Annotated in this window: 10 protein-coding genes; 2 read left to right on the top strand and 8 right to left on the bottom strand. The window is 53.5% G+C overall.

What is annotated here, in order from left to right:
• Positions 1-345: 345 nt before the first annotated feature.
• Both eno and ftsB read left to right on the top strand, forming a co-directional pair.
• A complete protein-coding gene (gene eno, locus ACI43T_RS06095) occupies positions 346-1,632 on the top strand; it encodes a phosphopyruvate hydratase (protein ID WP_293276336.1) in 1,287 nt (428 codons plus the stop codon).
• 22 nt (positions 1,633-1,654) lie between these two features.
• Positions 1,655-1,930 (top strand): cell division protein FtsB, encoded by a 276-nt coding sequence (gene ftsB / locus ACI43T_RS06090; RefSeq protein ID WP_009173112.1) that lies wholly within the window; start codon positions 1,655-1,657, stop codon positions 1,928-1,930.
• Between the two features lie 107 nt (positions 1,931-2,037).
• Here the strand turns inward: ftsB and ACI43T_RS06085 are convergent, their stop codons facing one another.
• From ACI43T_RS06085 to uvrA, 8 genes are all read right to left on the bottom strand, one after another.
• Positions 2,038-3,357: a DUF445 domain-containing protein gene (locus ACI43T_RS06085; RefSeq protein ID WP_405385913.1), complete on the bottom strand. Its 1,320-nt coding sequence runs from the start codon at positions 3,355-3,357 to the stop codon at positions 2,038-2,040.
• 293 nt (positions 3,358-3,650) lie between these two features.
• Positions 3,651-3,983 carry a thioredoxin TrxA gene (gene trxA, locus ACI43T_RS06080; RefSeq protein WP_293276334.1) on the bottom strand — a complete coding sequence of 111 codons (333 nt, stop codon included), beginning with the start codon at positions 3,981-3,983 and terminating at the stop codon, positions 3,651-3,653.
• Positions 3,984-4,133: 150 nt separating this feature from the next.
• Entirely contained in the window at positions 4,134-5,675 is a 1,542-nt protein-coding gene (locus ACI43T_RS06075) for an ABC transporter ATP-binding protein (RefSeq protein WP_405385911.1), read from the bottom strand.
• A 36-nt stretch (positions 5,676-5,711) separates the two neighbouring features.
• Positions 5,712-6,758, bottom strand: coding sequence for an ABC transporter permease (locus ACI43T_RS06070; protein ID WP_377079615.1), 1,047 nt, complete (start codon positions 6,756-6,758; stop codon positions 5,712-5,714).
• Positions 6,759-6,785: 27 nt separating this feature from the next.
• A complete protein-coding gene (locus ACI43T_RS06065) occupies positions 6,786-7,838 on the bottom strand; it encodes an ABC transporter permease subunit (protein ID WP_016687013.1) in 1,053 nt (350 codons plus the stop codon).
• Between the two features lie 13 nt (positions 7,839-7,851).
• Positions 7,852-8,157 (bottom strand): hypothetical protein, encoded by a 306-nt coding sequence (locus ACI43T_RS06060; protein WP_377079616.1) that lies wholly within the window; start codon positions 8,155-8,157, stop codon positions 7,852-7,854.
• A 1,067-nt stretch (positions 8,158-9,224) separates the two neighbouring features.
• Complete coding sequence (locus ACI43T_RS06055) at positions 9,225-9,710, bottom strand: hypothetical protein (protein WP_377079617.1); 486 nt, start codon at positions 9,708-9,710, stop codon at positions 9,225-9,227.
• Positions 9,711-9,929: 219 nt separating this feature from the next.
• On the bottom strand, positions 9,930-12,803 hold the full coding sequence (gene uvrA / locus ACI43T_RS06050) for an excinuclease ABC subunit UvrA (protein WP_405385907.1): 2,874 nt from the start codon (positions 12,801-12,803) through the stop codon (positions 9,930-9,932).
• Positions 12,804-12,835 lie beyond the last annotated feature (32 nt).

The following is a 12,835-nucleotide window of genomic DNA, read 5'->3' as shown; positions in this document are numbered from 1 at the left end:
TTTCATTACCAAGGCCGTCTGAAAAACAATTTTCAGACGGCCTTTTGGGAATTTTCACGGTTTACGGCGGGAAAACGGGGGCATTTTCAACCGGATACTCCCCTTCCCGTATCCGAAAATCCCCCGCCTTACCGATATTCGATAATTTTTGCGGTTTTTACGGTAAAACACTCGTTTATCTCAAGGCGAAACGGTATAATCCAAACTATGTAATATAGTTTCAGAACCTATTCGGCCGTTTGTCGGATGAGAGGCCGTCTGAAACCGATTTCCCGACAAAGCCTAGCGCAGTTTTCTGCGAAGCCGGACGTTTTCCCTTCCTTTAATCAAATCAGGAGAATTTTCATGAGCGCAATCGTTGATATTTTTGCCCGAGAAATTTTGGACTCACGCGGTAATCCCACCGTTGAGTGCGATGTCTTGTTGGAATCAGGCGTCATGGGGCGTGCCGCCGTGCCGAGCGGTGCATCCACCGGCCAGAAAGAGGCTTTGGAACTGCGCGACGGTGACAAGTCCCGTTATTTGGGCAAAGGCGTATTGAAAGCCGTCGAGCATGTCAACAACGAAATCTCACAAGCCTTAATCGGAATCGATGCCAACGAGCAATCCTACATCGACCGGATTATGATTGAGCTGGACGGCACCGACAACAAAGGTAATCTGGGCGCCAACGCCACATTGGCTGTATCTTTGGCGGTAGCCCGTGCCGCTGCCGAAGATTCAGGCCTTCCTTTATACCGTTATATCGGCGGTGCAGGACCGATGGCTCTGCCCGTGCCGATGATGAACGTCATCAACGGCGGCGAACACGCCAACAACAGCCTGAACATCCAAGAATTTATGATTATGCCCGTCGGCGCAAAATCCTTCCGCGAAGCCCTGCGCTGCGGTGCCGAAGTGTTCCACGCCCTGAAAAAACTGTGTAACGACAAAGGCTTCCCGACTACCGTCGGCGACGAAGGCGGTTTTGCACCCAACCTGAACACCCACGAAGAAGCATTGCAGCTGATGCAGGAAGCCGTTGTCGCCGCGGGTTACAAACCCGGCGAAGACGTACTGTTCGCAATGGACTGCGCTTCCAGCGAGTTCTACAAAGACGGCAAATACCATTTGGAAGCCGAAGGCAAAGCCTACACCAGCGAAGAGTTTGCCGACTATCTCGCCGACTTGGTATCGAAATACCCGATTATCTCCATTGAAGACGGTATGGACGAAAACGACTGGGCGGGTTGGAAACTCCTCACCGAAAAACTGGGCGGCAAAGTGCAACTGGTCGGCGACGACTTGTTCGTTACCAATCCGAAAATCCTTGCCGAAGGCATCGAAAAAGGCGTGGCAAACGCATTGCTGGTCAAAGTCAACCAAATCGGTACTTTGAGCGAAACCCTGCAAGCCGTCGATTTGGCAAAACGCAACCGCTACGCCAGCGTGATGAGCCACCGCTCCGGCGAAACCGAAGACAGCACCATCGCCGACTTGGCGGTTGCCACCAACTGTATGCAGATTAAAACCGGCTCGCTCTCCCGTTCCGACCGCATGGCGAAATACAACCAACTGCTGCGCATCGAGGAAGAGCTGGCGGAAGCCGCCTACTATCCGGGCAAAGCCGCGTTTTACCAACTGGGCAAATAATCGGAAATAAGGTATTGATTGTATGAAGTGGGTAACTGTGGTTTTGGCCGCCGCGGCGGTATGGTTCCAATACAGCCTTTGGATAGGCAAAGGCAGTTTGCACGATATGGGCAGAATAGAGGAACAGCTTGCGACGCAAGAGGAAAAAAACCGCTCGCTCACTTTGCGCAACAATGCCTTGCAAGCGGAAGTAACCGATTTGGCCACCGGTCAGGAAGCGATTGCCGAAATCGCCCGTGTCGAATTAGGCTATATCCAAGACGGAGAAACCTATTACCGCTTCATCGGCAGCCGCTGATTGTTTGACGTATGCAGAGGCCGTCTGAAACATAAGTTTCAGACGGCCTTTTATGATTTGCCGTATCGGAAACCCGCTTTCAGACGGCCCGACATTTCAACTGGCGCTTATTCCAACCAAAGCGACACGCAATATATCACCAAGCCGACCAAACCGCCGACTAACGTACCGTTGATGCGGATAAACTGCAAATCCCTGCCCACGCTCAATTCCAACTTCTGCACCATCAGCGCGCCGTCCCAGCTTTTGACTTTATCTGCTACAAACTGCGCCGCGCGGCCTTTATAGCGCATCACAAAATCGCGCACCGCCAATGACAGCCGCACGTCGGTGCGGCGCATAAACTGTGGGAACTCGGCAGCTTGCGCAAGCATATGGTCCAACAATTTTTCCAGTTGCCGCAGACAGGCCGAATTTTTTTTCTCCACGTCTTTCTCCGCCCAATCCTGTATGCCGCGCCAGAATCCCGCCAAATGGTTTTGCAGCGCCGGCGACTGTGCAATCTGCATTTTGACCGCCTCCAGCCGCTTGTGCCAAGCATCCGATTCAAGCAGTTTTTCCACTATTTTGTCGTATTGTTCGTCAAAACCTTTGCGGATGGCGTGATTGCCGTCTTCCTCCGCTGCCGCCAGACAGTTGTCCGCCCAGTCCAGCGCCTTTTCCGCCACCCAGTCGTCCACCCTTTCCACCAGCGTCGATTTCAACGTGGCTTTGAGCTTGTCCCAAGTGCTCGGCGCATCGGTTTCGATTTTGACCGCCCATTCGCGTAAATTCTGCTCCAACAACACACGGGTATCGGGGCTTTGCAGCCAACGGCGCAACTGCTTGAGCAGGCTGCAAAACAAGACTTCGTGCATACCGTTGGCTTTCAGCAGCCTGAGGCCGTCTGAAAACGTCCGGCCGATTTTCTCCCCGGTATATTGCTGCGCCAGCAGCATACCGGCAAAACGGGCAAACTGTTCGGGCTTGGCCACTCTAAGCAGATACGGAATCTGCCGCGCCACCCACGGCAGCCACTGCGCCCGCACCTCTTCGCTGCCCAGCCAGTTCAACAGCTTATCGGCGGGCTGCGCCTGATAAACGCGCAAGGCTATCGGTTTGCCCAGCAGGAAATTGTTTTCGATAAACCGTCCCAGCTCGTCGGCAATCCTTTCTTGATTGCGCGGCAATATCGCCGTATGCGGAATGGGCAACCCCATAGGCCGTCTGAACAATGCGGTTACGGCAAACCAGTCGGCCAGCGCCCCCACCATCGCCGCTTCTGCAAACGCCTTGACGTACGCCAGCCAGCCGTACTGTTTCACCAGCAACTGCGAGGCGACAAACAACACGCAGGCAGCCAGCAGCAGGCCGGTCGCCCAGCGGCGGCTTTTCCTCAAACGCGCCCGGGCCAGCTCCGTGCGCACTTCGGCGGAAAGCGTGTGCATAATGTTCCTTTTCAATCAAAAACCGTTTCAGAATTATAGCGCATACGGGATTGCGGCTGTCTGTCCGCCACGTTATTGCCTGTTTTTTAGGCAACATTGATTTATACTTTTATTTCAATATGGTAGCGTACTTTTCCACAAGCATTGCACACAGCAGCAAACACGGCTTGTGGTCAAACTACCTGCCTTTCGATTTTTCCACAGTTTTGCAGCATTTTATCCGCATTTTATGTGCATAAATACAAAAAGGCCGTCTGAAACATTTTTCAGACGGCCTTTCTATCATTTAGAAATCAGGCGATGGACGCGTTCACAAATGCAGTGAGCTGACCTTTTGCCAAAGCGCCGACTTTGGTGGCAACGTTTTCGCCGTTTTTGAACACCATCAGCGTCGGGATACCGCGCACGCCGAATTTGGCGGGGGTGGCTTCGTTGTCGTCGATGTTGAGTTTGACGACTTTCAGACGGCCTTCAAATTCGGCGGCGATGTCGTCCAAGATCGGAGCGATCATTTTGCAAGGGCCGCACCAAGGTGCCCAGAAGTCCAGCAATACGGGGACGTCGGATTTCAAAACGTCTTGTTCGAAATTTGCATCGGAGGTGTGGATAATCAGTTCGCTGCTCATGAGTTTTTCCTTTTTGTGTCAAATTGAATCAGATGTTGTGCAGGATAGGGCTTGGGGCTGAAAATTTCAAGTGTCGGAAAAGTGTAATAGCTTTTTTGTAAGGTTGCCATCGGGATTGGCTAATGTTTTTCAGACGGCCTGCCTGATCGGTCAGCCTGCCCTAAAGCTCATCAGATGGCGCGTGTAATCGCTGGAAGGGTTGGAAAATACGGTTTCGCAGTCGCCCTCTTCGACGATTTTGCCGTCTTTCAACACCATCACGCGGTGCGACAGGGCGCGGATGACGGCGAGGTCGTGGCTGATGATGATGAGGCTGAGACCGTGTTTTTTCTGCAAATCGGCGAGCAGCTCCAGAATCTGTTGCTGCCATTGTACGTCGAGCGCGCTGGTCGGTTCGTCCAAAACGAGGATTTTCGGGCGGACGATGATGGCGCGGGCGATGGCGAGCCGCTGGCGTTGTCCGCCGGAAAAAGCGTGCGGATAGCGTTCGAGCGCGTCTTCGGGCAGACCGACCTGCCGCAATACGTCTTGCACGCGCTGCCGCATTTCTGTACGGGACAAATCGGGTTCGTGGACGCGCAGGGCTTCGGAAACGATATTAAAGACGTTCATGCGCGGGTTGAATGCGCCGAAGGGGTCTTGGAACACCATTTGGATGTCGCGCCTCGATTCGCGCGTCCAGGCCTCGCCGTTGATTTTCAGACGACCTTCCGCGTCGATAAGGTGCATCACGGCTTTTGCCAGCGTGGTTTTGCCGCAGCCGCTTTCGCCGATGATGCCCAGCGTTTCGCCCGCTTTCAAATCGAAGGAAACCGGCTCCAACAGGGTTTTGCTGCGTTTTTTGAACCAGCCCGCCGTTTCTTTGACGGCAACGGAAAGCTGCTCCGCCTGCAAGACGGTGGCGGGGTTGTCCGCCAAAGGTACGACCTTGCGCGCGGCGCCGGCGTTCAACAGCATTTGCGTGTATTCGTGTTGCGGACGGGCGAACACTTCCGCCGCTGCACCCGTTTCGACAATGCGTCCGCCGCGCATCACGGCAACGTCGTCTGCAAAACGGCGGACAAGGTTCAGGTCGTGGGTGATGTAGAGCATGGTCATGTTGTGCGCCTGCTGCAAGCGCGCCAACAAATCGAGAATTTGCGCCTGTACGGCAACATCCAAGGCGGTGGTCGGTTCGTCGGCAATCAGGAGCTTGGGTTCGGCGGCAACCGCCATCGCAATCATCGCCCGCTGCCGCTGTCCGCCGGAAAGCTGGAAGGGATAGGCAAAGGCTTTCTGCTCCGGCTCGCGGATGCCGGTTTCCGCCAAGAGTTCGACCGCCCTCGCCCATGCCTGTTTTTTGTCCAAACCCAGATGCAGGGTCAACACTTCAGCAATCTGCGCGCCAACGCGCATCACGGGGTTGAGCGCGGTCATCGATTCTTGAAACACCATGCCGATTTCCCGTCCGCGCAACTTTTGCAGGGCGCGTTCGGATTGGGTCAGCAAATCGTTGCCGCAAAATTTCAGACGGCCTTCAAACGACACCAGCGGATTCAGCCGCATAATGCCCTGCGCCAACACGGTTTTACCGCTGCCGCTCTCACCAACCAATGCCAGTTTCCTGCCGGCCTGTACGGTCAGGCTGACATCGTGCAGGACTTGCTTGCCAGGGAACGAGGCATTCAGATTTTCGATTTCCAAAATGTTCATAGGATTTATCTGCTTAATCGTATTTTTCAGACGGCCTCAACTTCTTATCCGCACGTCAAACGCCTGACGCAAGCCCTCGCCTATCATCACCAGCAAAAGCAGCATAACCGTCAGCGTACCGACGGTGGACAAGCCTATCCACCAAGCGTCCAAGTTGTCCTTGCCCTGCGCCAAGAGTTCGCCCAAACTCGCCTGCGACGCGGGAACGCCCAAACCGAGGAAATCCAAGCTGGTCAGCGCAAGCACCGCGCCGGAGATACGAAAAGGCAGAAACGCCAATACGGGCGTCAGGCTGTTGGGCAGGATGTGCCGCCACATAATCGCGCGGTTGCCCACGCCCATCGAACGCGCCGCCAAAACGTAATCCGCCTGACGGTTTTTCAAAAACTCGGCGCGGACGTAGTCCGACAGCCCCATCCAGCCGAACAGCGACAGCAACACCAGCAAAATCAACAAACTGGGATTAAAAAACGAAGACAGGATAATCAAGAGGTAAAGCTCCGGCATTCCGCCCCAGATTTCGATAAAGCGCTGCATCAAAAGGTCGGTCTTGCCGCCGAAATAACCCTGCACCGCGCCGGTGATCACGCCGATTACGGTCGTTACCAAGGTCAGCGCAAGGGCGAACAAAAGGGAATCGCGGAACCCGTAAACCAAACGCGCCAAGACATCGCGACCGCGGTCGTCCGTGCCGAGCAAGTGCCTTTCGGACGGACTTGCAGGGTCGGGCTGCGTGTCGAAATCATTGAGCGTATCGGCATCGTAGGAATTGGGCAGATAAACGGCGTAATTGCCGTTTGACGTGATGTTGCCGCGTATCAGCGGGTCGAGGTAATCGGCAGGCGTGTCGAAATCGCCACCGAACACGGTTTCGTTGTATTCGTTTACCAGCGGAAAATAATATTCGCCCTGATAACGTATCCACAAGGGCTTGTCGTTGCTCCACAAAGGCGCAAGCAGCGCGACGGCGAACAAAACGGCTAAAACCCGCAACGCGAACCAGCCGCGTTTGTGTTGTTTGAATGCCTGCCAAGTGGGGTTTGAGGTGTGTGTTTTCATGGTTTGGAAAGGTTTATCAGTCATGATTCAGAAACATATTTTTCAGACGACCTATTTCTGTCCGCCGAAATGAATGCGCGGATCGACCCACGAATAAGAAATATCCGACACCAATTTCGCCAGCAAACCCATCAGCGTGAACACATACAGCGTCCCCATCACCACCGGATAATCGCGCTTCATCACCGCCTCGTAGGAAAGCAGCCCCAGCCCGTCGAGCGAGAACAAGGTTTCAATCAGCAGGCTGCCGGTGAAAAACGCGCCGATAAAGGCGGCGGGAAAGCCGGTAATCAGCGGAATCATCGCGTTGCGGAAAACGTGTTTCCACAAAATTTGCTTTTCCGGCAAACCCTTGGCGCGGGCGGTATAGACATATTGGCGGCGGATTTCTTCAAGAAACACGTTTTTCGTCAACACCGTCGTTACCGCCAGACTGCCCGCCACCGAAGCCGTAATCGGCAGCGCCATGTGCCACAGATAATCCTTGATTTTGCCTGCCCACGACAGCGTGTCGAAATCATCGCCGACCAAACCGCCCTGCGGGAACCACGCAAAAAAGCTGCCGCCGCCGAACAACACCAGCAGCACCAAACCCAACACAAACGGCGGTATGGTATAACCGACCAGCACCACCATCCCCGTTACCGCATCAAAACGGCTGCCGTCGCGCACCGCCTTGGCAATGCCCAACGGGATACAAATCAGATAAGTCAGGAAAAACGTCCACAAGCCCAAACTCATCGACACCGGCATTTTCTGTTTGACCAGCTCGAACACGGTTTCATGATGGAAAAAACTCTTGCCCAAATCAAAACGGGCAAACCGCCACACCATATCCGCAAACCGCGTCAGCGGCGGCTTGTCGAAACCGTACAGCGCATTCAACGCCGCCAAATCTTCCGGACTGATGCGGTTGCCGTTTTTCATGATATTGCCCGCCGTCGCATTCGCCGTCTCGCCGCTGACCGCACCATGCGTCAACTGCTGCACCATCTGCTCCACCGGCCCGCCCGGCACAAATTGGATAACGGCAAAAGTAATCGCCAAAATCCCCAACAGCGTGGGGATTAAGAGTAATAGGCGGTGGAGGATGTAACGGTACATATCTGTGATGTCCTTATAACGGTATATTTGTGAAAATGCTATTGCCCGATACCGCGTTCGTGCCACCGTTTTTTACTAACGGACAGGAGTTACGTGTGGAATAATCCGCACCGTCTAATCGTAGCATCCAAATGGCGTGGATATGGTTCGACAGCACATATACGGCGACGGTTTCAAAGGGATATTGTTTTTGCACATCCATATAGGCCGCCCGCAATAAGCCGATATGTTCGACAAGCAGGCGTGATTTCGAGTCGGCGAGTTTGACAGTGAAAAAGAATGTGCCGCCGGCAATGAAGTTTCTGCGATAACGCGCCATAGGATTTTTGTTTTTGGTTTGAGCGTTGGAGAAGGAACGGTTTGTTGTTTAAGGTTTTAACTTTGTTGAAGCTGATGTTTTCAGACGGCATTGGAGGCCGTCTGAAAAGTTGAAACGACAAACCGTCAATCAAGCAACCGCGTGCGTACCGCACACACCCTACACATTGGTTTTAAAGTTCCGCATAATTCACAGGTAGGGTGTGTAGCACAGCCACGCACGCGGTAGGTATGCAGGCTACGGCTTGCTGAATATCAATATTCAGACGGCCTTTTCTCTGACTGGAACGCGGCTTGCCTTCTCGGCAAATAAACTCGGATGATAGGCTGGGTTGGCAAACCCGATAAAATGCCGGAAGCTCAACGGTTTTGTTGGGTCAAGAACCAACCTACATTTAATTTCCGACAGGCTGCTTCCCCCCCCCCCCGTCATTCTCGCGCAGGCGGGAATCTAGTAACGCGGGATTTCAGTAACTGCCTTTTCATTGGCTTCCGAGCCGAACAATCCGGATTCCCGCCTGCGCGGGAATGACGGCGGAAAGGTCGTCTGAAAACGTCGGTCTCAACGAAATTAAATTTTGAAAAGGCAGAGCGCGAATCAAACGACCGTGTGCGTACCGCACACCCTACGCGCTAGTTTTAAAATTTCGTATGATTCACAGGCAGGGTGTATGGGGCATAGCCACGTACGCGGAGGATGGGGATGCAGGCTATGGTTTGCTGAAAAATATCCGGCTTTATTGCAGCGGATATTTTTCAGGTAGCCTTTATTGGTAGGAAGCTCAAATGGCAGATTGGGTCATGACCCAACCTACGTTTGCTGTTGTTTGAACAAAAATGCAGGTCGAATTCTCGAATCCGACATTTGATATTGTCTGATATTGTCGCCATCATCAGACAGGGAGGAATATCGAAGGTTTTGTCGGATACAAGTATCCGACCTACGTTTTCAGACGGTATCTAAAAATTTAAAACGGCAAACCGTCAATCAAACAATCGGGTGCATACGTACCTCACACCCCCTACACATCGGGTCTAGGTTTTATGCAGACTATGGCTTGTTTATTTCTATTTTGTAACGGGAACGCTATGTCGCAATAGTACTATGCAGCTTGAACCAGTATCATCACCTCCCAAGCTTTCAATTTGTCCGTTCATGGTTATGATTTGTCCAACTTTCAGGTTGGCTGCAGCTGCGCTGCTGCTCATGCCCGCATTGATACGTTCTGAACCAACCTGCATTACTACACGGTAAGTGTTCTCCAGTATGGTACCGCCATTTTTTCCAAATTTACTGAAATCATCTTTATAAATTCGCAATACTTTACCAGTAGGATGGATGGTTTTGCCGATATATTTCCGATTGGCCATCATACTGTTTTCACGATATTCTTTACAGATTTGTGCAGGTGAGGCCTTCTCTACTGCTCCTCCAAATAGCGCAGAACCTTGATTTTTCAAATCGCTCATGCCATCCATGAAATTATCATATTCGGCACAAGCTGAAAGTGTTAACAATGCCGCTACACCTGCTGCAACTGATTTCAATTTCATTACAAAGTTCCTTTTCATGAGGTAATCCATATTTGTATGAATGTAAAAAAGAAAACAATATTTGTCAACTATTATTAATAGTAAAATCAAAATAATGTCATGACAAAAGATTAAATATGCAGACTATATCTTGCTCTGTTTATTTTTTGAGTTTCAGTGCTGCATAGGTATTTTTAACACTTTTTTCGCTTTTAATATTTTACAAGCTCTGACGCAAAGTTATTTGCTAGTTTCCAGATTTTGATTATTCAATATGTGTTTCAGGTATTTGCCGGTATAACTCCCCTTAACCTTAGCCACCTGCTCGGGGCTACCTGAAGCAATAATCCTCCCCCCACCGTCGCCACCTTCCGGCCCTAAGTCCACAATCCAATCGGCAGTTTTAATTACGTCAAGATTATGCTCGATAATCACAATCGAGTTGCCTTTGCCTTTCAGACGACCTATGACTTCGAGCAGCAGGGCGATGTCGGCGAAGTGCAGGCCGGTGGTGGGTTCGTCGAGGATGTAGAGCGTTCTGCCGGTGTCGCGTTTGGAGAGTTCCAAGGCGAGTTTGACGCGCTGGGCTTCGCCGCCGGAGAGGGTAGTGGCGGATTGTCCGAGGCGGATGTAGCCGAGGCCTACGTCCATCAGGGTTTGCAGTTTGCGCGATACGGTGGGGACGGCGTCGAAAAATTCGCGGGCTTCTTCGACGGTCATGTCGAGGACTTGGCTGATGTTTTTGCCTTTGTATTGGATTTCGAGCGTTTCGCGGTTGTAGCGTTTGCCGTGGCAGACTTCGCAGGGGACATACACGTCGGGCAGGAAGTGCATTTCGACTTTGATGACGCCGTCGCCTTGGCAGGCTTCGCAGCGGCCGCCTTTGACGTTGAAGGAGAATCTGCCGACGTTGTAGCCGCGTTCGCGCGAGAGGGGTACGCCGGCGAAGAGTTCGCGGATGGGGGTGAACAGGCCGGTGTAGGTGGCGGGGTTGGAGCGCGGGGTGCGGCCGATGGGGGATTGGTCGACGTTGATGACTTTGTCGAGGTGTTCGAGGCCGCGGATGTCGTCGTATGGGGCAGGTTCTTCTTGGGCGCGGTTGAGTTCGCGGGCGGTGATTTTGGCGAGGGTGTCGTTAATCAGGGTGGATTTGCCGCTGCCGGATACGCCGGTGATGCAGGTAATCAAACCGAGCGGCAGTTCGAGGGTAACGTTTTTGAGGTTGTTGCCGCGCGCGCCTTTGAGGACGAGCATTCGGTCGGGATTGACGGGCGTGCGTTCAGACGGCACGGCAATGGATTTTTTACCGCTGAGGTATTGTCCGGTAACGGATTTTTCGCATTTGGCGACGTTTTCGGGCGTGTCGGCAATCAGTACGTTGCCGCCGTGTTCGCCTGCGCCCGGGCCCATATCGACGACGAAATCGGCTTCGCGGATGGCGTCTTCGTCATGTTCGACCACAATCACGCTGTTACCCAAATCGCGCAGGCGTTTGAGGGTGGCGAGCAGGCGGTCGTTGTCGCGCTGGTGCAGGCCGATGGAGGGTTCGTCCAAAACGTACATCACGCCGGTCAGGCCGCTGCCGATTTGGCTGGCGAGGCGAATGCGCTGGGCTTCGCCGCCGGAGAGGGTTTCAGCGGAGCGGCTTAAATTCAGGTAATCCAGCCCGACGTTAATCAGGAAGCCGAGCCGTTCGATGATTTCTTTGAGGATTTTTTCGGCGATTTGTTTTTTGTTGCCGTCCAAATCCAGCGTTTCAAAGAATTGGTGGGTTTTGGTGAGCGGCCAGGCGGAAACTTCGTGCAACGGTTCGCCGCTGACGTAAACGTAGCGGGCTTCTTTGCGCAAACGTGCGCCGCCGCAGCTTGGGCAGGCGCGGTGGTTTTGGTATTCGCGCAGTTTTTCGCGCACGGTTTCGCTGTCGGTTTCGCGGTAGCGGCGTTCGAGATTGGGAATGATGCCTTCGAAGGCGTGGCTGCGGTTGAAGGTGGTGCCGCGTTCGGACAGGTATGTGAAATCAATGACTTCTTTGCCCGAGCCGTGCAACACGACTTTTTTCACTTTTTCAGGTAGCGTTTCCCAAGCAGCCTGCACATCGAAACCGTAATGCCGCGCCAGCGACTGAATCATTTGGAAATAGAACTGGTTGCGCTTGTCCCAGCCGTCAATCGCGCCCGTTGCCAGCGACAATTCGGGATGGGCGACCACTTTTTCGGGGTCGAAGAAATTGGTGTTGCCCAAGCCGTCGCAAGTCGGGCAGGAACCCATCGGGTTGTTGAACGAAAAGAGGCGCGGCTCCAATTCGGGCAGGCTGTACGAACACACGGGGCAGGCGAAACGCGCGGAAAACCAATGTTCTTCGCCGCTGTCCATTTCCATTGCCAGCGCGCGCTCGTTGCCGTGGCGCAGCGCGGTTTCAAAACTTTCCGCCAGCCGCTGCTTGATGTCCGCCTTCACTTTCACGCGGTCGATGACCACGTCGATATTGTGTTTGATGTTTTTTTCCAGCTTCGGCACTTCGTCAAGCTGATAGACCTCGCCGTCCACGCGCACCCGCGCAAAACCCTGCGCCTGCAAGTCGGCAAAGAAATCGACAAACTCGCCTTTACGCTCGCGCACCGCCGGCGCCAGAATCATCACGCGCGTGTCTTCAGGCAGCTTCAACACGGCATCGACCATCTGCGATACGGTCTGGCTCGACAGCGGCAGATTGTGTTCGGGGCAATACGGCGTGCCGACGCGGGCGTACAAAAGGCGCAGGTAATCATGGATTTCCGTAACCGTGCCGACGGTGGAACGCGGGTTGTGGCTGGTGGATTTCTGCTCGATGGAAATCGCGGGCGACAGGCCTTCGATCAAATCGACATCGGGCTTGTCCATCATCTGCAAAAACTGCCGCGCATAGGCGGAAAGGCTCTCGACATAACGCCGCTGCCCTTCGGCATACAGCGTGTCAAACGCCAGCGACGATTTGCCGCTGCCCGACAGCCCCGTGACCACCACCAGCTTGTGGCGCGGAATGTCCAAATCGACGTTTTTCAAATTATGCGTGCGCGCGCCGCGGATGCGGATGGTGTCGTTGTCGCGGGTGTGGTGTGGGTGGTGTTTGCACATGGTGGGAATGCCGTCTGAAAAATAAAGGTAAT

This window comes from Neisseria oralis (assembly GCF_045062685.1).
GTDB lineage: Bacteria > Pseudomonadota > Gammaproteobacteria > Burkholderiales > Neisseriaceae > Neisseria > Neisseria oralis.
Note: the sequence above shows the minus strand (reverse complement) of the source record. Positions and strands in the feature narration are given on the sequence as shown.